This is a genomic window from Marinobacter algicola DG893, from assembly GCF_000170835.1.
GTDB lineage: Bacteria > Pseudomonadota > Gammaproteobacteria > Pseudomonadales > Oleiphilaceae > Marinobacter > Marinobacter algicola.
In genome coordinates this window covers 13153-38844 of sequence record NZ_ABCP01000027.1, presented here as the reverse complement: position 1 = coordinate 38844, position 25692 = coordinate 13153, and the positions used below count along the sequence as shown (strand labels likewise).

Genomic DNA, 25692 nt, shown 5'->3' with positions numbered 1-25692 from the left:
CTCTGCCTCAGAATACTAAGCCTCCCGCAACTCCCGAGCCGCAGCCACCATCCCCTTGAGCGCCGGAATCACCTCCTCCCAAGACCGGGTTTTCAGCCCGCAGTCCGGGTTGATCCACAGCCGCTCGGCGGGGATCCGCTCTGCAGCCTTGTTCATCAGCGACACGATCTGCTCGGTACCCGGCACGTTGGGTGAGTGAATGTCGTAAACGCCGGGGCCGATGTCGTTGGGGTACTGGAAGCCCTTGAATGCATCCAGCAGTTCCATGTCAGACCGGGAGGTTTCAATGGTGATGACATCGGCGTCCATGCGGGCGATGGCTTCGATGATGTCGTTGAATTCCGAATAACACATATGGGTGTGTATCTGAGTGTCGTCCTTCACGCCGTTGGACGTAATCCGGAAGGCTTCGATGGCCCAGTCGAGATAGGTCTGCCAGTCGCTCTGGCGCAAGGGCAGACCTTCTCGCAGGGCGGCTTCGTCAATCTGGATGATGTTCACGCCAGCCTGTTCCAAGTCCAGTACTTCCTCGCGGATGGCCAGTGCCAGTTGCAGACAGGTGTCTTTCCGGGGCTGGTCGTCGCGCACGAAAGACCAGTTCAGGATGGTGACCGGGCCGGTGAGCATCCCTTTCAGGGGCTTGTTTGTCAGCGACTGGGCGTAACGGATCCATTTCACGGTCATGGCTTTGGGCCGGGAGATATCGCCGAACAGGATGGGTGGTTTCACGCAGCGGGAACCGTAGGACTGTACCCAGCCGAAGCGGCTGAACACGTAGCCTTCCAGTTGCTCGCCGAAGTACTCCACCATGTCGTTACGTTCCGCCTCGCCGTGGACCAGCACGTCCAGCCCCAGTTGTTCCTGCTCTTGGACGCAGTGGCGGATTTCTGTGCGGATTCGGTCCTGGTATTCCTCTGGTGCGAGTTCGCCCTTGCGAAACTTGAGCCGCGTTTGGCGGATATCCTTGGTCTGGGGGAACGAGCCGATGGTGGTTGTGGGGTAGCGCGGCAGCTTCAGGTGGCTTGCCTGGATCGCTGAGCGCTGCTGGTAGCGGCTCTTGCGTTGACCCAGCTCAGGCGTGATCGCCGCGACAGCCTTGCGAACCTGTGGGTCCGTCACGCGGGTTGAGTTCCTGCGGCTGAGTATGGCGTCTGCATTGCTCTTCAGTTCCCTGGCCACTGAATCCTTACCATCGGTAAGCGCCGTTGCCAGCAACTGCAGTTCTTCCAGCTTTTGCCGCGCAAAGGCCAGCCAGGAGCGTATTTCCGGGTCCATGGTGGTTTCGTTGTTCAGGTCCACCGGCGCATGGAGAAGCGAGCAGGATGGCGCTATCCACAGCCGTTCTTGCAGCGTCTGGTAGACCGGTTCGAGCCAGTCGAGGGTTGCCTGCAGGTCTGTCTTCCAGATATTGCGGCCGTCAATCACGCCCAGTGAGAGTACCTTGTGCCCCGGCAGCCAGTCAGTCACGCGGGATACTTCGTCACGGGCGTTTGTCGCATCCAGGTGCAGGCCGGCAACCGGTAGTTCACAGGCCAGTTGCAGGTTTTCCCGCAATTGGCCGAAATAGGTGGTCAGCAACAGTTTTACCGGGCTTGCCTTGAGGTTGTGGTAAGCCAGGTTCAGGGCGTGCCGCCAGTCGCCTCCCAATTCTGTGACCAGGATTGGCTCGTCAATCTGCACCCACTCTGCGCCATTGTCGGCAAGAAGCTGTAACAGCTCAGCATAGACCGGCAGTAAGTCATCCAGCAGGCTGAGCCGGTCTGTATCGTCCTTGGATTTGCCAAGCCAGAGATAGGTGACAGGGCCGATGATAACCGGCTTGGCGTTAACGCCCGCGGCTTTGGCTTCGGCCAGTTGTTCCAGTAAGCGCGATGGATTCAGGGTGAACTGTGTATCCGCGCCAAACTCCGGGACAATATAGTGGTAGTTGGTGTCGAACCATTTGGTCATTTCTCCGGCATGCACGCCACAGCAATCGTCGTCCGCTGGAGAGCGGCCACGGGCAATGCGGAAGTAGCGGGCCAGTTCGTGGTCATCGGCCTTGCCTGAGCGCTTTGGCAGGTTGCCGAGTGTGGCGCTCATGTCCAGTACCTGGTCGTAGAGCGAGAAGTCGCCGACCGGCGCCAGCGTGAGGGGGCGCTGGTGTCGCCAGTTGCTGGCGCGGAGCTCGGCTGCGGTTTGCTGTAGGTTGTCTTCGCTTAACTCGCCTTTCCAATAGCCCTCAAGGGCAAATTTGAGTTCGCGACGTTCGCCAATCCTGGGAAAGCCCAGGTTATGGGTGGTTACCATGATGAATCTCCTGTCGTCATTCAGTCGGGTCATCAAGGCTAGTGCTAATCTGTCATGAAAAATAATGGTAAAATCTCATGAATCCATGAATGTTTTTCAAGTAAGGCCGGCCAATGATCGAGCGCAATCATCTGGAGATCGTCCGTGAAGTGGATCGGAGCGGCTCATTGACGGCGGCGGCGGACGCCCTTTGCCTCACCCAGTCTGCCCTCAGTCATGCCATGAAGAAGCTGGAGCAACAGTTGGGAACGCCCGTATGGGTGCGTGAAGGCCGTAAACTGCGGCCAACTCAATCCGGGTTGTATTTGCTGTCACTCGCGAATCGTTTGTTGCCGCAGTTCGAGCATGCCGAGGAATTGGTGGGTCAGATTGCCCGAGGGCAACGGGGCAGTCTGCGAATTGGTATGGAATGTCACCCCTGTTACCAGTGGTTGCTCAAGGTGGTCGGGCCGTATCTTGAGGAATGGCCCGGCGTGGATGTGGATGTGAAGCAGCGCTTCCAGTTTGGCGGTATCGGTGCTTTGTTTGGCTACGACATCGATGTGTTGGTGACGCCGGACCCATTGCACCGCAAGGGGCTCGTGTACGAGCCGGTCTTTGATTACGAGCAGGTTCTCGTAGTGCCGAGCGATCACCCACTGGCCTCCAGGCCTTGGGCTGAGCCATCTGATCTTGAAAGTGAGACCCTGATTACCTATCCGGTGGATGCCGAGCGGCTGGACATCTATACCCGGTTTCTGGTGCCGGCCCACAGCAGCCCGGCACGGCATAAGACCATTGAAACCACGGACATCATGCTGCAAATGGTCGCGGCAGGGCGGGGGGTATCGGCACTGCCCCGTTGGCTGGTGGAAGAGTACGCCCATCAGATGCCGATCAGCCCGGTACGGCTTGGTCGAGAGGGTATTGATAAGCAGATTTTCCTGGGCCTCCGTGAGCGGGATGTGGATGTGGCCTATCTTCAGTCGTTCATGGAGATGGCGCGGGAGACAACCTGGGGACTGATTTGAAGCCGGAATGGGTTGCAACTTTGGTTGAGATGTTCGCGGGGGCGTCGTTCTTCGGTTAAAATGCGCGAAATTATTCATCGGGGATATCTGACCATGAGCGAAACACCCACGGATCTGAAATACATTGAGACTCACCAGTGGGTGCGTGTGGCCGATGACGGCACCGCAACCATTGGTATTACGGACTTTGCCCAGGATCAGCTGGGGGATATCGTTTTTATCGGTGTTCCGGATGTGGGTTCGACGGTAACTGGTGCTGAAGAGGCGGGAGTTGCCGAGTCGGTGAAGTCGGCGTCAGATGTGTTTAGTCCGGTGACCGGTGAGGTGATTGAGGTCAATGAGAGCCTTGAGGATGAGCCTGAGAAGGTGAATGAGGATCCTTATGGTGATGGCTGGTTGTTCCGGGTGCGGTTGGCGGATGCCGGTGAGTTGGATGGCCTGATGGATGCTGCGGCTTATGCGGAGCATGTTGCTGCCGAGGAATAATTTTGTGCGGATGGTGGAAGAGCGAGCGGTCAGGGCTGCCCAAAACACGCTGTAAATACGTCCCTGTACGCTTGAGCTCCGCCATCCATGGCTCCGCACAGTTTTGGGCAGCCCTGCCCACTCCCTCCCATAGTTCGGCTGCCCGCGCCGACACTTAATGTATAATTTGCGCTTTTTCCCAACTCTGACAGGTGGTTGTTATGAATTTCCCGGTCTTATATTTACGTAAAGGCGCCGAGCGCCGTTTGAGAGCCGGCCATCTGTGGGTCTACAGCAATGAAGTGGATACCCATCGCTCCCCGCTGACCGAGTTTGAAGCCGGAGCCCAGGCTGAACTGCGCGCGGCCAACGATAAACCCATGGGAACGGTGTTTGTAAACCCGCATGCGCTAATCTGTGGCCGGCTGATCAGCCGGAATGCCGCCCATGGCATGACGCCGCAAAGGCTTACCGAGCGGGTGGAGACGGCGCTGGCGTTGCGGGAGCGGTTGTTTGATAAGCCGTTTTATCGCTGGGTGTTTGGTGACAGTGACGGGCTTTCCGGGCTGGTGATTGATCGGTTTGATGATGTGGTAGTGGTTCAGATTTCCACGGCCGGTATGGAGCAGATGAAGGAGTCGATTGTTCGTGCGGTTCAGAGGTTGGCGCATCCGCGGGCGATTATCCTCAAGAACGACGGCAAGATGCGTAAGGTGGAGGGGTTGGATACCTACATTGAGCAGGCCCATGGCCCGGAGATTGATCTCCTGCCGGTTGAGGAAAATGGCGTGCGCTTTGAAGTCCCCATGGAGGGAGGACAGAAAACGGGGTGGTTCTATGATCACCGCATGAACCGGCAGCGCCTTCAGGCCTATGCGCCGGGCAAGCGCGTGCTGGATGTGTTCAGCTATGTGGGTGGCTGGGGGATCCAGGCGGCTTGTGCCGGGGCTACGCAGGTGACCTGTGTAGACAGCTCCGCGGGTGCCATCGATTCCGTTCATCACAATGCGAAGATCAATGGCCTTGATAACATCGAGACGATAGAGGGTGATGCCTTCGACGCCCTGAAAGCGCTGTGCGATGAGAAGGAAAAGTTCGACATTGTTGTGCTGGACCCACCGGCACTGATCCCCCGGCGGCGTGACCAGAAGGCTGGGGAAGAGGCTTATGCCCGCCTGAACCAGTTGGGACTTCGGCTGCTTGATCGGGATGGACTACTGGTGTCGGCTTCCTGCTCTATGCATCTGTCCCAAGAGAAGCTGACGGATATTATCCGTAGTAGTGGTCGCAAAATTGACCGGTTTGTTCAGTTATTGGAACAAGGCCACCAAGCGCCGGATCATCCGGTAGTACCGGGGATTCCGGAGACGGATTATATTAAAAGCTGTTTTGTTCGGTCGTTGACTGGGTTTCTTTGAGGTCCGGGCACTCCCTCCCTGGGGCCTTCCCGGGCACATAGGCAGATAGTTACCCGCGAAGGCTCATAATCTTCCAGCCATTTTCTTTCGCAATGTTTTCAAGCGTCGGGTCCGGGTCTACCGCTACCGGATTTTCGACTTTGCGTAGTAGAGGCGCATCGTTGTGGGAGTCGCTGTAGAACCACGCGCCTTCAAGGCTTTCCCCGGTTGATTCCAGCCAATCATTCAGGCGGGCTACCTTCCCGTCCTGAAAGCTGGGAATACCTGCAACCTCTCCCGTATAACGCCCATTGACCATCTCTGGTTCAGTGGCTATCAGATGTCCAATGCCCAGCAGTTCTGCCACCGGCTCGGTCACAAACCGGTTGGTCGCGGTGATGATCATCAGCGTGTGGCCTTCGGCCCGGTGGCTATCCAGCAATGCCTTGGCCTTGGCAAGCATCATAGGCTGGATTTTTTTCGCCATAAACTGATCGCGCCAGGCCAGCAGCTGTTCCGTGTCATGCCGCGCAAGAGGCTGAAGGGCAAAGCTCAGGTAGCGCATGATGTCCAGCTCGCCATTCAGATAGTCCTCATAGAAGCGGTCGTTCGCCTGCCGGTATTCTTCCGCATCCACGATGGATTCCTCCACCAGGAACTCCCCCCAGGCATGGTCACTGTCTCCTGCGAGCAAGGTGTTATCAAGATCAAAAATTGCGAGCGTCAACTTGTATACCTCCGGCAAAAACGACGACTGTCACAGGCGCGATAGTCTAGCATGACGCGCCGCCGTCGGCTTCGTTTGCCGAAGCCTTGGGATTCTGTAAGAATGAGAGCAACTTGGATAAATCCGGCCGGTGAATTTTTAATCCGGCCAACCGACTTTTAAGAGGACTGTGCCGTGATCGATTCAGACGGTTTCAGACCCAACGTCGGAATCATTCTGGCCAATCACAGGGGGGAAGTCCTCTGGGCAAGGCGAATCGGGCAGGACTCCTGGCAGTTCCCTCAAGGTGGTATCAACCGCAACGAATCACCGGAGGAGGCTCTCTACAGGGAGCTGGCAGAGGAAATTGGCCTCGGCACAGACGATGTGGAAATCATCAGCTGTACTCGTGGCTGGCTGAGGTACCGCCTCCCTCGCAGGATGGTGCGGCACAATTCGCACCCGGTCTGTGTGGGACAAAAACAGAAATGGTTCCTGCTGAGGATGCTTTCGCCGGATGCGCAGGTGCGCGTAGACGGCACGGACTCGCCGGAATTCGACGGCTGGCAGTGGGTTAGCTACTGGTACCCGCTTGGGCAGGTCGTCTCGTTCAAACGCGAGGTCTATCGACGTGCGCTGCGAGAGCTCGCGCCGCGGCTGTTTTACAACATGGAACAGTGGCGCCAGAGCGAGCCTTCCCGACGCGCGAAGGACACACAGAAATGACGGATTGAACCCGCCATGCTGAGCATACTGCGAAGTCTTGTACAAGAGGTAAACAGCGCCCGCGATTTGCAGGAGGCGCTGGATGTCATTGTTTCGCGGGTGCAGAAAGCCATGGATACTGAGGTTTGCTCGGTCTATCTGCTTGATCCAGCTACGAATCGCTACATTTTGATGGCCACGGAAGGCTTGTATCAGCAAGCAGTAGGGCAGGTCAGCCTGGCTTATTCCGAAGGCCTGATTGGTCTGGTTGGCTCCCGGGAGGAGCCTATCAACCTTGAAGATGCTCCGTCCCATCCCCGCTACCGTTACTTTCCTGAAACCGGCGAAGAGCGTTTCCGCTCGTTCCTGGGTGTTCCCATCATTCACCATCGCCGGGTTCTTGGCGTTCTTGTTGTTCAGCAGCGGGAAAGTTCGCGCTGCTTTGACGAGGGTGAAGAGGCGTTCCTGGTAACTGTTTCGGCACAGTTGGCCGGTGTGATCGCTCACAGTGAGGCGACCGGTGCTATAAGTGGTCTCTCCCTGACGGGTGAAGAGGCTACCGATGTGAGTTTCAGCGGTGTGCCGGGCGCTCCGGGCGTGGCCATCGGTAAGGGTGTAGTGGTCTATCCGGCAGCGGACCTGGACGTGGTGCCGGAAAAGCCCACGGATGATGTTGAACTGGAGTTGTCTCTGTTCGACGGAGCGGTAACAGCGGTTCGGGAAGACATTGAGCGGGTAGCGGCCCGGCTTGCTTCCCAGCTTCGCCCGGAAGAGCAGGCTCTGTTCGATGTCTATTTGCGTATGCTTGGCGATGACGCAATGCCGGGTGAGGTGGGCAACCGAATCAAGGAAGGCTTCTGGGCCCAGGGTGCACTGAAACAGGTGGTTCAGCAGTACGTTCGCCACTTTGAAATGATGGACGATCACTACCTGCAGGAACGGGCTGTGGACATCCGCGACCTCGGCCGCCGTTTGTTGTCCCACTTGCAGGAAGGTGAGCAGAAAGACACGGTCTATCCTGAGAACACTGTCCTTGTCAGTGAAGAACTGACACCGGCCATGCTCGGAGAGGTTCCCAAGGGGCAACTGGTCGGTTTGGTGTCGGTTAAGGGCTCCAGCAACTCCCACGTTGCCATCCTGGCCCGTGCCATGGGTGTTCCCACCGTCATGGGGCTTGTGGATATTCCGGTCAACCAACTGGATGGCAAGGACCTGATTGTTGATGGCTTTGAAGGGCAGATTTTTGCGTCACCCTCCACGGACCTGAGGAACTTCTACCAGGAAATCTGTGACGAGGAAGACGAGTTGGTCAAAGGGCTGGAAGCCCTGCGGGACCTGCCTTGCGAAACCACGGATAACCATCGGGTATCACTGCTGGTGAATACCGGTTTGATGACCGATGTGGTGCGTTCTCTGAGCCACGGTGCCGAAGGTATCGGTCTGTACCGCACCGAAGTCCCGTTTATGATCAAGGACCGATTCCCGTCGGAACAGGAGCAACGCGAATACTACCGAGAGCAACTGGAAGCCTTTGCCCCGAACCCTGTCACCATGCGTACGCTGGACATCGGCGGCGACAAGGCGCTGACGTACTTCCCGATACAGGAAGAGAACCCGTTTCTCGGCTGGCGCGGTATCCGGGTAACTCTGGACCATCCAGAGATATTCCTGGTGCAGGTGCGGGCAATGCTCAAGGCGAGTGAGGGTCTGAACAATCTGCAGATCATGCTGCCGATGATCAGCAATATTTCAGAAGTGGAGGAGTCCCTACACCTGATTTACCGGGTTTATCATGAGGTCAGGGAGGAAGGTTACAATATCCATATGCCCAAGGTCGGGGTAATGGTGGAGATTCCGGCGGCGGTGTATCAGATTCGAGAGCTGGCGGATCGCGTCGATTTTCTCTCCGTTGGCTCCAACGACCTGACCCAATACTTGCTGGCGGTGGATCGCAACAATCCCAGGGTCGCGCAGCTGTATCATTCCTATCATCCCGCCGTGTTGCAGGCGCTGGTGCGCGTGGCCCAGGACGCCCATGCGGTGGGCAAGCCCGTCGGTATTTGTGGTGAACTGGCGGGTGACCCTGGCGGCGCACTGCTGTTGATGGCGATGGGCTACGATTCCCTGTCCATGAACGCCGCCAGCCTGCCGAAGGTCAAATCTGTCATTCGCAGTGTTAGCCGCGAATGGTCCGCACAGCTGCTTGAGGATGTGTTGTTGCTGGATTCGCCGCACGTTATAAAAAGCTGCGTGGATCTGGCCCTGCGCAATGCCGGATTTGGCCGCTATCTGCGCCCGGGCAAGTCCAGCGCCATTGCCCATACCGAAAAGGCCCTTTCGTGAAGGCGTATGGCCAATTGGTCCTATATAGGGTGTGTACTCTAAAACTGGCTGCTAGTGTTAAAAACAATAAGCCAACCGCACCCGCATGGGGATATTGAATGACGGCAACCACAACAGCGATTAAGCCCGAACCTCGCATCGGCCTTGCCCTCGGCGGCGGTGGCCCGCTGGGAGGTATCTATGAAATCGGGGCATTGCGCGCGCTGGATGAGGCGTTGGATGGCCTCGATTTTAATAATATTGATGTCTACGTGGGGGTGAATGCCGGCTCTTTTGTTGCGGCTAATCTGGCCAACCAGATGACCACCGCCCAGTTGTGTCGGATTTTCGTGCGCAATGAAGCGGAAGTACACCCCTTCCATCCGGAAGTGTTCTATCGCCCGGCCTTCCGGGAGCTGGGCAGTCGCCTGCTGGCGGTTCCGGGTTTGGTGACGACGGCAGTGCGGCGGTTTGTGAATAACCCTTATGACCAGAGCTTGCTGGAAGCTCTGACGATCCTCGCGCAGGCCGCACCTGCAGGCCTTTTTGATAATGAAGGCTTGCATGAGTATCTGCAGCGGGCCTTCACCATGCTGGGGCGGACCAACGATTTCCGGCAGCTCAAGCGCAGTCTGTACATCGTTGCGGCGGATGTGGAAAGCACCGAGGCGGTCTGCTTTGGTGCCCCCGGTTTTGATCACGTGCCTATTTCAAAGGCTATCCAGGCGAGTACATCGTCTCCGGGTATCTATGTTCCCGTCACCATTGACGGGCGCTACTACGTGGATGGCACCCTGAGAAAGGGACTGCACGCGTCTGTGGCGTTTGAGGATGGTGCGGATCTGGTTTTTGCGGTCAATCCACAGGTTCCCATTGATGCGAGTTCTGCTGTGCGGGCCGGTACCATGGGGCCGGGTGAACTGACCCGGTCAGGTATGCCCAACCTGCTGTCCCAGATGTTCCGCACCATGGTGTACTCACGGATGCAGTCGGGCATTGCGCAGTACACCCGGGATTACCCGGACAAGGATATCCTGCTGTTTGAGCCGACCCGTGACGATGCCAAGCTGTTCTTCTCCAATGTGTTCAGTTTCCAGTCCCGTCGAATGGTATGTGAGCATGCCTACCAGATGACGCGGCGCGATCTGCTGAACCGCGCGGACGAGCTGGAGCCGAAGCTGGCGAAGTATGGTATTCGTCTGCGTCGGGATCGCCTGGAAGACGAGCAGCGGACCATCAGTACCAGCCTGTACGGTGAGATGCTTCCCCTCTATGTGGCGAAAGGCCGCAAGAAACGAGCTCAGAAAGGAAAGCTGGCAACCGGCTTTGACAATGTGTCGGAGCTGTTCAGCAAGGCGCTGTAGTGGGCGTGATTCAGCAATCTGGAGGGAGCTAGGAGGGCGCGCGAAGAACGCGCCCCCCAATCGGGTACATTCGGGCCTTCCAGCCCTTGCGGGTCACAGGATATAGCGGCTCAGGTCTTCGTCTTCAGCCAACTCACCCAGCTTCTCGTCCACAAACGCCGCGGTAACCTCGAAGCTGTCGGTGACCTGATCACCCGCCTCGTAAGACAGACTTTCCAGCAGTCGTTCCAGTACCGTATGTAGGCGTCTTGCACCGATATTTTCCGTGGTTTCGTTGACCTTGTAGGCAACCTCGGCAATACGCGCGATGGCGTCCTCTGTGAAGGTCAGTTTGACGCCCTCTGTGCCCATCAGGGCTTCGTACTGTTGTACCAGAGAGGAATCTGGCTCCGTGAGGATGCGCTTGAAGTCATCCGGGGTCAGTGCCTGCAGCTCAACACGGATCGGCAGGCGGCCCTGTAATTCCGGGATCAGGTCAGACGGCTTCGACAGGTGAAACGCGCCGGACGCGATAAACAGGATGTGATCCGTTCGCACGGAACCATACTTGGTGCTGACGGTGCTGCCTTCGATCAGGGGCAGCAGGTCCCGTTGCACGCCTTCCCGGGACACATCGGATGAGGTGTTCTCGGAGCGCTTGGCCACCTTGTCGATTTCGTCGATGAAGACGATGCCATTCTGCTCGACGGTCTGAATGGCTTTTTGCTTGATTTCTTCTTCGTTGACCAGCTTGGCGGCTTCCTCGTCGCGAACGTGCTTCATGGCGTCAGCAACCTTCATCTTGCGGGTCTTGCGCTTATCAGAGGACATGCTCGAGAACATGTTCTGTAGCTGGCTGGTCATCTCCTCCATGCCGGGAGGTGCCATGATTTCAACGCCCGCGCCGCTGTTGCGCAGGTCGATTTCGATTTCCTTGTCGTCCAGCTCGCCCTCACGCAGTTTCTTGCGGAACAGCTGGCGGGTGGAAGAGTCTTCGGTTTTCTGGCTGTCTTCCTTGAAGTCCCGGGGTGGCGGGATAAGGGCATCCAGAATACGTTCCTCGGCTGCATCCATGGCGCGATGCTCGTGGCGTTTCATTTCCTTCTCGCGCAGCATCTTGATGGCCATGTCCGCCAGATCACGGATAATGGATTCGACATCACGGCCCACATAGCCCACTTCGGTAAACTTGGTCGCTTCCACTTTCAGGAAAGGGGCGTCAGCCAGTTTGGCGAGACGGCGTGCGATTTCAGTTTTGCCAACACCAGTGGGGCCGATCATGAGGATGTTTTTCGGTGTGATCTCCTCGCGCAGACCACTGTCCAGCTGCATCCTGCGCCAGCGATTGCGCAGGGCGATGGCTACGGAACGCTTGGCCTCTTCCTGGCCCACGATGTGTTTGTTGAGCTCGTGGACAATCTCACGGGGGGTCATTGCAGACATGCTAGCTCCGAATCAATCGTTGGCTGAGAGCACTTCGAGGGTGCGATTGTGGTTGGTGTAGATGCAGATGTCGGCCGCGATATCCAGGCCCTTCTCCACAATCTCGTTGGCTTTCAGGTCGGTGTTTTCCAGCAGGGCTCTTGCGGACGCCTGTGCAAACGGACCGCCGGAGCCGATCGCGATCAACCCCTGTTCTGGTTCGATAACATCGCCGTTGCCGGTGATGATCAGTGACGCGGTCTTGTCGGCAACGGCCAACAGAGCTTCCAGCCGGCGTAGAGCCCGGTCCGTTCGCCAGTCTTTGGCCAGTTCGACAGCGGCCCGCGTAAGATTACCCTGGTGTTTCTCGAGTTGGGCTTCAAAGCGCTCGAATAGGGTGAACGCGTCGGCGGTACCACCCGCAAAACCGGCCAGCACCTTGTCGTTATAGAGTCGGCGAACCTTGCGGGCATTGCCCTTCATTACAGTATTGCCGAGGGAGACCTGGCCGTCGCCACCCATGGCCACTTCGTCGTCACGCCTGACAGAAAGTATGGTAGTCATTCTGGCTCCACTTGCCTGATAGAAAACAGTATTCAGCAGTTATGGAGGCGGGGGGCCGGTTTTCAAGGGCGGGAGGAAAGAGAGTCAGGAGGGCGACTTAGCCCTCCTTGGGAATCTTCCTGACCAGAGGCTGGATATTGAGGTTGACCAGCTTGTCGATGGCTGCATTCATCTGGCTGCGAGAGGTGAAGGGGCCCACATTGACGCGGTACCAGATGCTTCCGCTGTCGAGATCAATGCGTTTGACCTGGGCGCGGAGGCCTTGGAACGCGATTTCGGCCCGCTGCCTCTCCGCATCCTGCTGTTGGCGGAAAGACCCGGTCTGCACCAGGTAATCAAACGTTTGCTGTCCCGGCCCTGGGGTATATTCCTCGACCTCGGGAGGAACCACCTCCGAGTCTGGAAGCATGTCGTAAAAGCGAAAGCCGGGTTTTTCTTTTGCGGCGGTTTCCGGTGGCTTCTCCTTTGCAGCAGCAGGCGATTCGGCTGCTGTGCCTTTTTCACCCTGGCGAGGCTCGGATGTGGGGAGTGAATTGAGATAGGCAATAAAGCCGATAAAGCCACCCACGGCTGCCAGTGACAGAATCCACTTCAATGACAAGCCGCCCCGCTGTGATTTGGCGGCGGCAGGGCGTTTTGGAGGCTGCGTTTGCTTACGCGCAGGCCTCGCGGATTTTGTGGATGTTGCCGGTTTGTTGGCCGGTCTGGATTTGCGGGCATAGTCTCGGGACATGGCCGGGTTAGTTCCTGTTGCGTGCCTGAATATTCAGATTATTAAGTCTGACTTGCTACATTTCATCGGGAGCGCTCACGCCAAGCAGGTCGAGACCATTGGCGATCACCTGCCGCACGGCAAGGTACAGTGAAACGCGAGCATCCCTAATCGCTGTATCTTCGATCAGAACTTTGTGGGCGTTGTAGTAGGTGTGGAACTGCCCGGCAAGATCCCTGAGATAGTGCGTCAGGTGATGTGGTTCCCGCAATTTGGCTGAGCTTTCTATCAATTCAGGGTACTTGGCCAGTTGGTTGGCCAAATCCTTTTCCTCGTCGAGTGTCAGCAAGGACAGGTCGCCCACGCATTCGTTCAGACCGCGTTCAACCCCTTCTTCTTTCAGCTTTCTAAGCACGCTGCAAATACGTGCATGGGCATACTGGATGTAATAGACCGGATTTTCATTGGTCTGGGAGCGGGCCAGATCGATGTCGAAGGTCAACTGAGAGTCGACTCTGCGAGCAGCAAGGAAAAAACGGGTAGCATCGCGGCCCACTTCGTCGATCAGGTCGCGGACGGTGACGTAACTGCCCGCGCGCTTGGAAATCTTAACTTCCTGCCCAGACCGGGTCACCATCACCATCTGGTGGAGAACGTAGTCCGGCCATCCCTTGGGGATACTAGCGCTCAGCGCTTGCAGGCCGGCACGAACACGGGTGACGGTAGAGTGGTGATCGGCACCCTGCTCATTGATAACCGTGGTAAAACCCCGTTGCCACTTGTCCAGGTGGTAGGCCACGTCCGGCAGGAAATAGGTGTAGCCGCCGTCTTTCTTGCGCATTACGCGGTCTTTGTCGTCACCGAATTCGGTGGTTTTTAACCACATGGCGCCATCGTGTTCGTAGGTATAGCCGTTTTCCTGCAGGCGCTCCACGGTTTCTTCTACCTTGCCGTCTTCATACAACGATGACTCGAGGAAATACACGTCGAATTCCACGCCAAAGGCTTTCAGATCCAGGTCCTGCTCACGACGCAGGTAGGCAACGGCAAATTCCTGGATGGCTTGTTGATCCTCCGGATCGGCTTTACCAGTGACTTCCCGGTCGTCCGCGGTAACGGTTTCGCCGGCGAGGTAGGCATTGGCCACATCGGTGATGTAGTCGCCGCGGTAGCCATCGGCAGGCCAGTTTTCGTCGTCTGGTGTCAGCCCTTTCACCCGTGACTGCACTGAAAGCGCCAGGTTGTTGATCTGAGCGCCCGCATCGTTGTAATAAAACTCACGGGTGACGTCGTAACCGTTGGCTTCCAGCAGGCGGCTAAGGCAGTCGCCAATCGCTGCGCCACGGCCATGGCCCACGTGCAGGGGGCCAGTTGGGTTGGCGGAGACAAACTCCACCTGGACCTTCTCGCCCTTGCCGTTGTTATTGCGACCGTACTGCCCGGCGTTGTCGAGAATGGTGTTGACCACCTCAAAGGCGCTGGCAGTGCTCATGAAAAAGTTGATAAAACCGGGGCCTGCAATTTCAACTTTCTCGACAGCGCTGCTGTCCGGCAACCGTTCCACCAATGCCTCTGCCAGCTTTCGTGGCGGGCAACCCGCCGCCTTCGATGCGACCAGAGCAATGTTGCAGGCGTAGTCACCGTGGGATTTGTCCTTGGTGTTGCCTACCTGTGGTGTAAAGGTTTGATCTGCTGGCAAGGTGCCTTCAGATTGCAGGGTCGCCAGCGCAGACTGGAGAAGTTCGGATACGGTCTCTTTCATGCTGTCGGATGACTCGGTCTACAGGAGAAATGTAAGAACGGCGGAAAGCGGCCCACCGGAGGTTTGAAGGCAGCTATTATCGCGGAAAGGTGCGGGCGACTCAAATTACGCTGCTTGGAACCCGTCGTTATTATCCCGAGTTGAAAATGCTGGGGGCGATGGTCCAGTCAGGTAAGTGCGGCTTCAGTCTCCCTGGAAAGGAAGGATGACCGTACCGTTGGCGCTCATGAAGCTTATTCGGAAGTTAATGCTGTCGTAGGAGCCCAAGCCGTTATAGCGTCCATTGCGTTCGGACGGCGATGAGATAGATGTGGGTCCGCAGTTGGTGGCATCGAAGGTAACGTCAAAAACGTTAACGTTCGAGGATTGGATCGAAATCTGCCCATCAAATACACAGCCAGTCGAATCCGATCCGGATAGGCCGCCTTGGCTTCCGATCGTGAACGTCGTTGTTTGATCAAGGGAGAGGTAGGAATCAGACAGGATGCCTGGCGAGATTGATTCGTTACTCAGATCGACCAGTCTTATCAGGGCCGCGCTGGCATTGTAATCCCCGCTGACGCTGTAGCTGAGGCTTTGAGAGTCTTCCACAATTCCGTTGAGGCTACCCTCCGCCCGATTCCACTGGTCGGTGTAAAACAGGTTGGCTGCACTTCCGCTGAGTCGGGTGCCTTCAGAGTCTGCTTCAACATTGCCAAATACAGAATTAACCGAGTTGATGGCGGTCACAAAACGACCAGAGCCGCTTATCCAGGTGACAGCTTCATCGGAACCGCCGGTATTAGAGGTAATGTCGGTTAAGTAGACGCCAGGTCTGAGGCCTGTATCGCCACCATCATTGGCACTTCCCAGGCTGTCCGAGGAGCCGTTCGTACCGTCGACCAGAGGGGTAGACCAGGCACCACCTTCAGCCAGTGCCGTGGGGTTGCTTCCGTCAGCGAGTGGCTGGGAGTTCTCGTCGCCACCACAGGCTGTGATCAAAAGGCAAGCCGCAACAAGAGGTAAGCGTGTACTGAGCACCATCCCTGACATTTAAAGCTCCAATCTCATTGTGTTGTTTTTACTTCGTGTCGACGTTTTGTTCGCCATCCCGATACTGGCCAAGCTCAATGTAATACATGCATGTTAGCAGGCTTCGATGGCTAAGAAATACTCGATCCATTAGCGGGTTGTAAAATATTGCAAAAATGCCGTCGTTGTCGCAGTTCTGGCGGGTTACCCGGTTTCCAGTGGATCGACGTCGATGGCCCATTTAACATCCGCGGGAAGCCTCATCAGGTCAAGATCCTGGCAAAGTAATGCCAGTTGACGGTTTAGTCGCACTCGGTTATTTGAGACCATAATCAATTGGGCTCTGTGCCGATCGGCCCTGCGCGCTATCAGTGCTGGTAACGGTCCCCAGGACTCAATGCCGCAGTCCGATGCCTTTGATTTCATGTCGTCAAGCAGTTTGAGGCTCGATGACATGACGTCCGACTCGGCCCGAAGTATCGCCATTGCCCGGTAGGGTGGGAGTTGGCCCGTTTCTCGTTCGGCAAGCAACTGGTCAGCGACAGGTAGATAGTAGCCCACGGCTAATGAACGCAGCAGTGGGTGGTCGCTATGGCAGGTCTGCACCAGTACTTCCCCGGTTTTTTCCCCGCGACCGGCCCGTCCGCTAACCTGCAGCAGGGTTTGAATCAATTGCTCGGGGGCGCGAAAGTCCACACTGAATAGGCCGCCATCGGCGTTGACGACAACCACCAGCGTCACGTTCGGGAAGTCGTGGCCTTTGGCCAGCATCTGCGTACCTACCAGTATACAGGGGCTGCCGCTGTTCACTGTATCGAGAATACCCTGAATGCTGCCTTTACGTTGAGTGCTGTCTCGATCAACCCGCACGACGGGGATGTCAGGAAACTGTGCTGCCAATACGTCTTCGCTTCTTTCAGTGCCTTGGCCGACTGGCTTGAATGCCTCACTGTCGCATTTTGGGCAGTGGTCCGTTGCGGCGGTCTGGAAGTCACAATGGTGGCAGCGCATGGCCCGGTCGCGGCGGTGGTAAGTCAGGCGTGTGTCGCAGCGAGGGCATTCAACCATGTGGCCGCAGTCGAAACACATCATGATTGGGGCAAACCCTCGGCGATTTACATACACCAAAGCTTGCTGTCCGGCGTTCAGGCATTTCTCGATGGCGCTTATCGCCGGGCGTGAAAGTCCGCCTTCCAGGGGGCGGCTGCGGATGTCCAGTAACTTGATTGTTGGTAGTTTGGCATTGCCTGCGCGCTCCTCAAGCCGAACCAGGGTGTATTTGCCGGTCAGGGCATTATGGTAGGACTCCATGGAGGGGGTCGCAGAACCAAGAATAACGGGGCAGTTGTTCAGGTGGGCGCGATAGATCGCTGTGTCCCTGCCAGAATAGCGGAATCCCTCTCCCTGTTTATAGGAGCTGTCGTGTTCCTCATCCACGACGATGGTCTTCAGGTTAGTGAAGGGGAGCAGTACAGCTGAGCGAGTGCCGATCAGTATCACTGGTTCGCCATTGCGAATTCTCAACCAGGTTGAGAGTCGTTCGCTGTCTTTTAGTGCTGAGTGCCACACCGCGATACGCGATCCGAAATAGTATTGGAAACGGGCTACGGTCTGTGGCGTCAGGTTGATCTCAGGTACCAGAACGAGCGCCTGATGATTATCGTCCAGATGAGTCTTGAGGTAATGCAGATAAAGCTCGGTTTTCCCGCTGCCTGTGATTCCGAACAGGAGTGTTGTGGTGAAGCCGTCATCAGGCGATGGAAGTTGGTCGGCAGCTTCTTGTTGGGCCGGAGACAGCACGGGGATACGATTCCGGGTTTCCTCTGTTGCACCATCTGTGGAGGGTGGCGTGGTCTCGCGGATCAGTTCTTTCTCCTGAAGGCTTCGAATTTGCGACTGTGTGAAACCAGCTCGCACAATCTGTTTGCTGCCAGCGCCTCCGGGTTGGCGCTTCAGCCATGCCAGCAGTTCCTTCTGTCGCTTTGCGTTACCGGGGAGCAGCGCTGGATCGCCGCAGGCTTGCCAGTAAGGTTCTACCTTTTCCACGGCAGGCCTGCCGCGACGAAGCGCTGGCGGTAGCGCGGTAAAAAGGCATTCACCCAGCGGGTGCTGATAGTAATCAGACGCCCAGCTGAGAAGGCGGAAGGTTTCCGGGGGCAGTGCCGGCCATGCCTCGGCAGCGGATCGGACTGGTTTAAGGGTAATGCCCTCCGGTGGTTGTGCGTCTGTTTCGACCACCAGTCCGGTAGCTGATTGTCGTCCGAAGGGAACCGTTACACGCTGGCCTCGCTGCAACGTCATGTGATCTGGCAGCAGGTAATCGAACAGCCGCCGGATAGGGCGGTTCAATGCTATACGCGCAGTTCGGGGCACATGTGGCTCCATGGCGATGAAGGTGTCACGGTATCTGCCTATCCTTTTGAAGGGCTGCAATCCGGCGTGTCCCGTGTCGGGCGGGATGATAAGACGGTCCGGGGCTTGCCTGATACCGCATTTGCAAGTAAGATTCGCGGTCTGTTTCCGGCAGGGCATGATTGTGCCCCGTCTTCTCAATTGATTCAAACATGCGGTGCCCGACACCCGGGTTGTTTAGAAACGCCGACAATCCCGTGATCTGGTAGCGGCATGACCGATAGAGGTTCGCCATGAAAGAAGGTATTCACCCCAAGTATGCCGAGATTACTGCTACCTGTTCCTGCGGTAATGTTCTCAAGACCCGTTCCACGTTCACTCAGGACCTGACTCTGGATGTATGCTCCCAGTGTCACCCGTTCTACACAGGCAAGCAGAAAGTGATGGATACCGGTGGCCGTATCGACCGTTTCCAGAAGCGTTTCGGTGGTCGCATCGGTGGCAAGAAAGCCTGATCCGAATGTTGATTGCGAAAAAGCGCCTTGCGAGGCGCTTTTTTTGTATCTGCAGGCTCGTCCTGAAGGGCGCGCCTGTTGTGAATGTATACGCAAAAAGCCGTATTGACTGATTGACAAATGGTCAATCTGGCCTTGTCTGATGCTGCCCTTCGAGCCATAATGTCGCGCTCCGCTGGGCAAGGCCCGGTGGCTTATTACCTCTTAAACGTGACAAACGGAACAGTGGCAATGTCTCAAGATCTGAAAGAAGCAGCCCTTGAATACCACGCCAAGCCGCGGCCTGGTAAGCTGAGTGTGGAAATCACCAAGCCCACCAAGACCTCCCGCGACCTTTCGCTGGCGTACAGCCCCGGGGTTGCCGAGCCGGTCCGCGAGATCGCTAAGGACCCCGAGAACGCTTACAAGTACACCGCCAAGGGTAACCTGGTAGCCGTGATTTCAGACGGCACTGCAATCCTTGGTCTGGGTAATCTCGGTCCCCTGGCGAGCAAGCCGGTTATGGAAGGCAAAGGCGTACTGTTCAAGCGCTTTGCTGGAATTGATGTGTTCGATATCGAGGTCAATTCCGAGAGTCCCCAGGCTTTTATTGAAACGGTAGAGCGTATTGCTGATACCTTCGGTGGTATCAACCTTGAGGATATCAAGGCCCCTGAGTGCTTCGAAATCGAACGCGCGCTGATCGAAAAGTGCAGTGTGCCCATCTTCCATGATGATCAGCATGGTACTGCGATTGTGACAGCTGCGGGCATGATTAATGCCCTTGAGTTGCAGGGTAAGAAAATCGATGAAGCCAAAGTGGTTTGCCTCGGAGCTGGCGCTGCGGCTATCGCTTGCATGAAGCTGCTGATCAGCTGTGGCGTTCGGTCCGAGAACATTTACATGCTGGACCGCAAGGGTGTGATTCATTCCGGCCGCGATGACCTGAACCAGTACAAAGCGATGTTTGCCAACGAGACAGACAAGCGCACGCTTGACGACGCTATGGACGGTGCTGATGTGTTTCTTGGTCTGTCCGGCCCGGATCTGTTGAGTGCTGAGCAGCTAAAGCTCATGGCTCCGAATCCGATTGTATTCGCCTGCTCTAACCCAGATCCTGAAATCAGCCCTGAAGTGGCGCTGGCCACACGTGATGACCTGGTCATGGCGACGGGCCGCTCGGACTATCCGAACCAGGTGAACAACGTTCTTGGCTTCCCATTCATTTTCCGTGGTGCTCTGGATGTGAGAGCAACCGCGATCAACGAAGAAATGAAAGTGGCTGCGGTTCACGCGATTCGCGAGTTGGCGAAAGAGCCGGTTCCGCAGGAGATCTGTGAAGCGTATGACGTTGCAAGCTTTGAGTTTGGCCGGGAGTACATCATTCCCAAGCCGATGGACGTGCGCCTGCTGGAAGTTGTTCCAGCGGCAGTTGCGCGCGCGGCGGTCGACTCAGGCGTAGCCCGCAACGGTTATCCGGCCCATTACCCGCTGAAATCAATGGACGATATCATCTGATATAGAGTCCAATTGAATTTCGGGAAATAAAAAAACCGGCGATTGTTAAGTCGCCGGTTTTTTTGTGGTCGAGGGAGTTTTTCTGCCCGGTTTTCTGGTGTCAGAATATCTGTCTCGACAGGTCATCGTTACTGCCATTGTTGCTGCCGCCCGAAGACTCGTCCTGCGGGTCAAGCGGTGGCGGAGCATCCTCCTCGCGGAATATTTCGAACATGGCGCCTTCTTGTCCCGGTCTTGCGCGCCTGCCTGTTTCCGGGTCGATGCGGATGTTAACGATGCCGTTGGGGCGCGCCATCAACGATGGTGGCTCGCCCTCTAGGGCCACTTTCATGTAATCAATCCATACGGGTAGGGCAGTGCTGGCGCCGAACTCTCGACGACCGAGGGGTTGTGGTTGGTCAAAACCAACCCATACAGTGGTGGCGACGTCATGGTTGAAGCCGCCGAACCAAGTGTCTCTCTGTTCATTGGTGGTGCCGGTTTTGCCGCTGATATCATCCCGCCCCAGGGCCTGAGCACGGCGGCCGGTGCCCCGTCTGATCACGTCCCGCATCATTGAGTGCAGGATATATACGGAGCGCTCATCAGCCAGGCGCCTGGCAACGCGAATTTCTTTCTCGTCGTCGGAGTTGTTCTCCTGTTTCTCAGTGCAGTTTTCATCGCAGAGTTTGACGTCAGGCGCTTCGAAGATTGTTTCGTCGTTGATATCCGAAATCTGGCTGATGAGATAGGGCTCGACATCGTAGCCGCCGTTGGCGATCACTGCGAACCCCCGGGCCAGGTCCATCGGTGTCAGGAGTCCGCTGCCCAATGAGAGCGACAGGTCTTTTTGCATGTCCTCAGTGGGGATCTGGAGTTGCTCAAGGTAGTCTATGGTGTTCTGGATGCCCAGATCCCGAAGTAGGCGCACTGACACCAGGTTGCGGGACCGGTAAAGGGCTTCTCTCAGGCGAGTAGGGCCGTAAAATTGTCCTGATGAGTTCTGTGGGCGCCATGTGGTTTCCAGTTCGGAGTCGTCAAACACAATCGGTGCATCGTTGTAGATGGTTGCGGGTGTCATGCCGCTTTCAAGCGCGCTCAGGTACAGGAATGGCTTGAAGGTTGAGCCAGGCTGTCTCCGCGCCTGGGTGGCGCGATTGTATTTGTTCTGGCTGAAGCTGTATCCGCCGGCGAGTGCTTCAATGGCGCCGGTTCTTGCGTCAAGGGAAATCAGCGCGCCCTGTACTTCGGGTACCTGCGATAGAGCAACGCGCCTGATATCGGCGATATCCAGGGGTTGTTGTTCATCGCTGTGCTTCTCGGAGCCGGATTCGTCTGGCTGCTCAGGGGTCATTACTACCATGGGTTTTACGTAAACGATGTCACCCACAGCGACCACGTCGGATGGTTTTTCTGGCTCAGGCCCGGTCAGGTTTTCGGTTTTGTATCGTTTTGCCCAGGTCATTGTGGAGAATGCCATTACGGATTCGCCAAGCTGGCGGGCGTATAGATCAACTTCACTGTCTTCGTCTCTTACCCGGGTTACAGCTGCCGGCACGAGTTCGGCTACGCGGGGGTAATTTGCCATCAGATTGGCGAGGTTGTCGGGAGCAAGTTGTTCTTCGTCCACCCGCCCAATGGGGCCGCGGAAGCCGTGGCGTTGGTCGTAGGCCTCCAATCCTGCTCTCAGGGCTCTGGTCGCTTCCTGTTGCTTCTTGCTTTCAACGGTCAGCTTGACTTCATAGCCGTCGGTGTAGGCAGCATCGCCGAATCGCCTGACCAGCTCGGCCCGGGCCATTTCAGCAACGTGGTCGGCATCAACCTCGGTAGATGGTGCGTTAAAGCTTGCAGTCAGCGGAGCATTGGTCGCAAGTTCATAGGCGTCATTGGTGATGTATTGAAGGTCGCGCATGCGACCAAGTATCCAGTTACGGCGAATCTGTGCCCGTTCGGGGTTTGCCAGGGGGTTATAGGCTGAGGGAGCTTTTGGCAGCCCGGCAAGCATGGCCATTTCTGCCAGAGAAAGCTCGGTCACGGGTTTGTCGTAATACACCTGGGCGGCGGCAGCAATGCCATAAGCGCGATTGCCCAGGTAAATCTTGTTGAGGTAGAGCTCCATGATGCGGTTTTTATCCAGTTCACGCTCGATCTGAAGAGCAAGAAGTATCTCGTTGAACTTGCGAATAAACGTCCGATCGCGTGACAAAAAGTAATTTTTTGCAACCTGCATTGTGATGGTACTGCCACCGGACTGGATCTCTCCGGTGGAAACCAGTTCGATGGCAGCCCGCATCAGGCCTTTAATGTCGACCCCGAAGTGTTCGTAAAAACGGGCGTCTTCGGCTGCCATAAAGGCATGTAACTGAATTGTAGGGATCTGTTCTATTGTGACCGGTGCCCTTCTCTTTTCACCGAATTCTGCTATTAATTTGTCGTCTGCGCTGTAGACCCTCAATGGGGTCTGCAATTTGATGTCCAGGAGTTGCTCCACAGGAGGCAAACCGGGGCGGAGATAAAGGTAAAATCCTGACGCCACGATTGTGGCGAGACTGAGTCCAGTGAGAAAGAGCCATGCAAACAGGCGAGATGTACGCAACAAATGAGACATTTTTTTCTGACAACTGTTGGATATAGGTCTATCATTTGAGAAATTGCTTTAGGAAGGGCTAGCCGCTTCCCGGGTGCAATGCTTCTCAATTAAAGAAGAACGAGCATTGTAGACGGAAAACTAAAGAAATTCTCTTAAATAAAAAACACATATGAAAGAACTCCGTCGGGAGTTTTCATAACCCGGTGCATGTAACCAGGTATAGGGTGAGCGCGTGTTCGGATTGTTAGGAAAAAAATCCAGTTCGGTGCTGGGCGTGGATATCAGTTCCAGCTCGGTCAAGCTACTGGAACTATCGAAGCAGGGCGACCGTTACAAGGTCGAGAGCTACGCAGTGGAGCCACTACCGGCCAATGCTGTGGTAGAGAAAAACATCACGGATGTTGAGGCGGTGGGCGAAGTGCTCAAACGTGTCGCATCCAAATCACGCACGGGCGTCAAGCAAGTAGCTGTGGCCGTCTCCGGCTCTGCCGTTATTACCAAGTTGATCCAGATGGACGGTGGTCTTAACGAGTTTGAGATGGAAGACCAGATCACGCTTGAAGCCGACCAGTATATTCCTTATCCATTGGATGAGGTGGCCATCGACTTCGAGGTTCAGGGGCCCTCTGAGGCTAATCCGGATCAGGTCGATGTACTTCTGGCGGCGTGCCGCAAAGAAAACGTCGATATTCGGGAAGACGCTCTCGAGATTGCGTCCTTGACCACCAAGATTGTGGACGTCGAAGCCTACGCACTCGAGCGTGCATACGCCCTCATCGAGCCTCAGCTTGATTCCCATGGTGAGGAGCTTGTTGTGGCAATCGTCGATATCGGCGCCACCATGACCACATTGAGCGTGTTGGCAGAAGGTAAGACGGTTTACACTCGCGAGCAGATTTTCGGTGGTAAACAACTCACCGAGGAAATTCAGCGTCGTTACGGTCTGTCCCTTGAAGAGGCCGGCCTTGCCAAGAAGCAGGGTGGCCTTCCCGATGACTACGATTCTGAAGTACTGACGCCTTTCCGGGAAGCGGTCGTTCAGCAGGTTGCAAGGGCGCTGCAGTTCTTCTTCGGCGCCAGCCAGTACAATGCAGTTGACTACGTAGTTCTGGCTGGCGGCACGGCATCTATTCAGGGGCTGACAGAAATGGTCGAGGAAAAAACGGGCACGCCCACGCTGGTTGCAAATCCGTTCGCGGACATGGCGGTGGGGTCAAGAGTGAATGCGTCTTCGCTGAGCAATGATGCGCCTTCACTCATGATTGCCTGTGGGCTGGCAATGAGGAGCTTTGACTGATGGCAAAGATTAACCTCAGACCCTGGCGCGAAGAACTCCGGGCGGAGAAACAAAAGCAGTTTGTGGTGATGATTCTTGGCGCGGCCATTATTGCTGGCGGCCTGGTTTTCCTCTGGAAAACCGATATGGACAATCGAATCGCTTACCAGGAATCCAGGAACGCCTATATCGAGACTGCCACCAAGCAGTTGGATAAGCAGATCAAGGAAATTGAGGACTTGAAGCGCAAGCGGGACGAACTGCTATCGCGCATGCAGGTTATTCAGGATCTCCAGGGCAAGCGCCCGGTTATCGTGCGGGTTTTTGACGAACTGGTTCGCACGCTGCCTGATGGACTTTTTTACACGAGCCTCAAGAAGACCGGAGACACGGTCGATGTCGTTGGGATGTCGGAGTCCAACAGCCGAATTTCTGCCTTGATGAGGCGTTTTGAAGAGTCTGACTGGTTCACTAATCCCAACCTGTCAAACGTGTCTGCGGCCGATAACCGTCGTGCTGGCTACAGCCAGTTCAATCTCTCGGTGCAGCAACAAACACCAGAGCCCGAAGGGGAGGACAAATAATGAGCCTCGCGGACTCACTCAAAAACCTCAATGAATTTGATATCAATGACTTGGATGTCAATAATGCCGGTATTTGGCCGGCACCGATTAAGGCAATCGTAGCGCTTATTATTTTTGGCCTGATACTGGGTGGCGGTTACTGGTTCTTTGTCAAGGACCAGTATGCTCAGCTTGACCGGGTAGAAAAGACGGAGCAGGAGCTTCGAAAGCGTTACGAAGACAAGGCTTACCAAGTGGCTAATCTTGAAGTCTTCAAGGCGCAAATGGAGGAAATGGAAGAAACCTTCGGTGCACTAGTGCGTCAGCTTCCTAGTGAAACCGAAGTGCCTGGTCTACTGGAGGATATTACCAATACGGCGTTGGGTAGTGGCCTCTCGCTCCAGGAAGTCAAGTTGCAGGGTGAGCAGCGGCGTGACTTCTACGCGGAGCTTCCGATCAACATCCGGGTCTCGGGTTCTTACCATGAATTGGCAACGTTTGTAAGCAGTGTGGCGAGCTTGCCGCGGATTGTGACGTTGCATGACCTAACGATAACACCAACAGGCGGTGATGGAGAGCAGCTGAATATGCAGGTTCTTGCACGTACCTACCGCTACCGGGCTGGAGAATGAGCATGGAGCGACAGCATGCGGCAAAAGCCTGGATGGGTATTTGTCTGGTATCTTTCCTGACGGCGTGTTCTCAGGGAAGTGGTTTTTCCGATCTTGATAAGTTTATGGCAGATACCCGGGCCAAGCCCCGGGGGCATGTTGAACCCTTGCCGGAGTTCAAAGCTTACGAGGCTTTCAGTTATTCGGCGGCAGATCGTAGAGCGCCTTTCGAACCGCCTATTGATGTGCAGCTCACCATGGTTGATCAGGAGCCAGAAAGCGATATCGAGCCGAATCTCGACCGACCGCGAGAGGTTCTTGAGAACTTCGATCTGAAAGGGCTGGCTATGGTTGGTACCTTGAGTGATACCTCTGGGAATCTGTTTGCACTGATCAGGGATAACACCGGCGGCATACACAGGGTACGCACCGGAAACTATATGGGGCAGAACTATGGCCGGATTATTGGTGTCAATGAAACCCGGATCGAGCTAATTGAAATCGTTCCCAATGGCCGGGGCGGATGGGTCGAGCGTCCACGCTCGCTGTCGCTGGATGAGAATGAGGGCTAAGGAGCGGCATTATGATTACTGAAAGAAAC

21 protein-coding genes are annotated in these 25692 nt (G+C 56.0%); 12 read left to right on the top strand and 9 right to left on the bottom strand.

Going from position 1 to position 25692, the window contains the following annotated elements; all coding sequences use genetic code 11:
• Positions 1–15: 15 nt before the first annotated feature.
• Positions 16–2289: a 5-methyltetrahydropteroyltriglutamate--homocysteine S-methyltransferase gene (metE, locus tag MDG893_RS14865; protein ID WP_007154633.1), complete on the bottom strand. Its 2274-nt coding sequence runs from the start codon at positions 2287–2289 to the stop codon at positions 16–18.
• Between the two features lie 113 nt (positions 2290–2402).
• Here metE and MDG893_RS14860 point away from each other — a divergent pair, with 113 nt between their 5' ends.
• The 3 genes from MDG893_RS14860 to MDG893_RS14850 all read left to right on the top strand — a co-directional run bounded on the left by MDG893_RS14860 (position 2403) and on the right by MDG893_RS14850 (position 5182).
• Positions 2403–3299, top strand: coding sequence for a LysR family transcriptional regulator (locus MDG893_RS14860; RefSeq protein WP_007154632.1), 897 nt, complete (start codon positions 2403–2405; stop codon positions 3297–3299).
• Between the two features lie 93 nt (positions 3300–3392).
• On the top strand, positions 3393–3785 hold the full coding sequence (gcvH, locus tag MDG893_RS14855) for a glycine cleavage system protein GcvH (RefSeq protein ID WP_040474656.1): 393 nt from the start codon (positions 3393–3395) through the stop codon (positions 3783–3785).
• A gap of 200 nt (positions 3786–3985) precedes the next feature.
• Entirely contained in the window at positions 3986–5182 is a 1197-nt protein-coding gene (locus tag MDG893_RS14850) for a class I SAM-dependent rRNA methyltransferase (protein WP_007154630.1), read from the top strand.
• A gap of 49 nt (positions 5183–5231) precedes the next feature.
• Here MDG893_RS14850 and MDG893_RS14845 read toward each other — a convergent pair whose 3' ends face one another.
• Positions 5232–5888, bottom strand: a complete 657-nt coding sequence (locus MDG893_RS14845) for a histidinol-phosphatase (RefSeq protein WP_007154629.1) — start codon at positions 5886–5888, stop codon at positions 5232–5234.
• Positions 5889–6062: 174 nt separating this feature from the next.
• Here MDG893_RS14845 and MDG893_RS14840 point away from each other — a divergent pair, with 174 nt between their 5' ends.
• The 3 genes from MDG893_RS14840 to MDG893_RS14830 all read left to right on the top strand — a co-directional run bounded on the left by MDG893_RS14840 (position 6063) and on the right by MDG893_RS14830 (position 10258).
• Positions 6063–6593 carry an RNA pyrophosphohydrolase gene (locus MDG893_RS14840; protein WP_007154628.1) on the top strand — a complete coding sequence of 177 codons (531 nt, stop codon included), beginning with the start codon at positions 6063–6065 and terminating at the stop codon, positions 6591–6593.
• Positions 6594–6608: 15 nt separating this feature from the next.
• Positions 6609–8915 carry a phosphoenolpyruvate--protein phosphotransferase gene (gene ptsP / locus MDG893_RS14835; protein ID WP_007154627.1) on the top strand — a complete coding sequence of 769 codons (2307 nt, stop codon included), beginning with the start codon at positions 6609–6611 and terminating at the stop codon, positions 8913–8915.
• Positions 8916–9013: 98 nt separating this feature from the next.
• Complete coding sequence (locus tag MDG893_RS14830) at positions 9014–10258, top strand: patatin-like phospholipase family protein (RefSeq protein ID WP_007154626.1); 1245 nt, start codon at positions 9014–9016, stop codon at positions 10256–10258.
• Positions 10259–10351: 93 nt separating this feature from the next.
• On the opposite strand, the gene hslU is transcribed toward MDG893_RS14830, so the two are convergent.
• The 6 genes from hslU to MDG893_RS14800 all read right to left on the bottom strand — a co-directional run bounded on the left by hslU (position 10352) and on the right by MDG893_RS14800 (position 18093).
• Positions 10352–11680 carry an ATP-dependent protease ATPase subunit HslU gene (gene hslU, locus MDG893_RS14825; RefSeq protein ID WP_040474655.1) on the bottom strand — a complete coding sequence of 443 codons (1329 nt, stop codon included), beginning with the start codon at positions 11678–11680 and terminating at the stop codon, positions 10352–10354.
• Positions 11681–11692: 12 nt separating this feature from the next.
• Positions 11693–12223 carry an ATP-dependent protease subunit HslV gene (hslV, locus tag MDG893_RS14820; RefSeq protein WP_007154624.1) on the bottom strand — a complete coding sequence of 177 codons (531 nt, stop codon included), beginning with the start codon at positions 12221–12223 and terminating at the stop codon, positions 11693–11695.
• A 97-nt stretch (positions 12224–12320) separates the two neighbouring features.
• Complete coding sequence (locus MDG893_RS14815; protein ID WP_007154623.1) at positions 12321–12956, bottom strand: SPOR domain-containing protein; 636 nt, start codon at positions 12954–12956, stop codon at positions 12321–12323.
• 55 nt (positions 12957–13011) lie between these two features.
• The gene (gene argS / locus MDG893_RS14810) at positions 13012–14697 is read right to left on the bottom strand and encodes an arginine--tRNA ligase (RefSeq protein WP_007154622.1); all 1686 of its coding nucleotides are present in this window, start codon (positions 14695–14697) and stop codon (positions 13012–13014) included.
• Positions 14698–14880: 183 nt separating this feature from the next.
• Complete coding sequence (locus MDG893_RS14805) at positions 14881–15729, bottom strand: hypothetical protein (protein WP_040474654.1); 849 nt, start codon at positions 15727–15729, stop codon at positions 14881–14883.
• A gap of 183 nt (positions 15730–15912) precedes the next feature.
• Positions 15913–18093, bottom strand: coding sequence for a primosomal protein N' (locus MDG893_RS14800; RefSeq protein WP_007154620.1), 2181 nt, complete (start codon positions 18091–18093; stop codon positions 15913–15915).
• Between the two features lie 260 nt (positions 18094–18353).
• Between MDG893_RS14800 and rpmE the strand changes: the two genes are divergently transcribed.
• Positions 18354–18575 (top strand): 50S ribosomal protein L31, encoded by a 222-nt coding sequence (gene rpmE, locus MDG893_RS14795; protein WP_007154619.1) that lies wholly within the window; start codon positions 18354–18356, stop codon positions 18573–18575.
• Positions 18576–18806: 231 nt separating this feature from the next.
• Positions 18807–20072, top strand: coding sequence for a malic enzyme-like NAD(P)-binding protein (locus MDG893_RS14790; protein ID WP_007154618.1), 1266 nt, complete (start codon positions 18807–18809; stop codon positions 20070–20072).
• Positions 20073–20172: 100 nt separating this feature from the next.
• On the opposite strand, the gene MDG893_RS14785 is transcribed toward MDG893_RS14790, so the two are convergent.
• Complete coding sequence (locus MDG893_RS14785; RefSeq protein ID WP_040474653.1) at positions 20173–22659, bottom strand: penicillin-binding protein 1A; 2487 nt, start codon at positions 22657–22659, stop codon at positions 20173–20175.
• A 214-nt stretch (positions 22660–22873) separates the two neighbouring features.
• Here MDG893_RS14785 and MDG893_RS14780 point away from each other — a divergent pair, with 214 nt between their 5' ends.
• From MDG893_RS14780 to MDG893_RS14765, 4 genes are read left to right on the top strand one after another with little or no spacing between them, the layout of a single operon-like run.
• Positions 22874–23938 carry a pilus assembly protein PilM gene (locus tag MDG893_RS14780; RefSeq protein ID WP_007154616.1) on the top strand — a complete coding sequence of 355 codons (1065 nt, stop codon included), beginning with the start codon at positions 22874–22876 and terminating at the stop codon, positions 23936–23938.
• Positions 23938–24501 (top strand): PilN domain-containing protein, encoded by a 564-nt coding sequence (locus MDG893_RS14775; RefSeq protein ID WP_007154615.1) that lies wholly within the window; start codon positions 23938–23940, stop codon positions 24499–24501. Before MDG893_RS14780 ends, MDG893_RS14775 begins: the two co-directional genes overlap by 1 nt.
• Positions 24501–25112, top strand: coding sequence for a type IV pilus inner membrane component PilO (locus MDG893_RS14770; RefSeq protein WP_007154614.1), 612 nt, complete (start codon positions 24501–24503; stop codon positions 25110–25112). The genes MDG893_RS14775 and MDG893_RS14770 overlap by 1 nt, the downstream gene beginning before the upstream one ends.
• 2 nt (positions 25113–25114) lie before the next feature.
• Positions 25115–25663 (top strand): pilus assembly protein PilP, encoded by a 549-nt coding sequence (locus MDG893_RS14765; protein WP_007154613.1) that lies wholly within the window; start codon positions 25115–25117, stop codon positions 25661–25663.
• Positions 25664–25692: the final 29 nt, after the last annotated feature.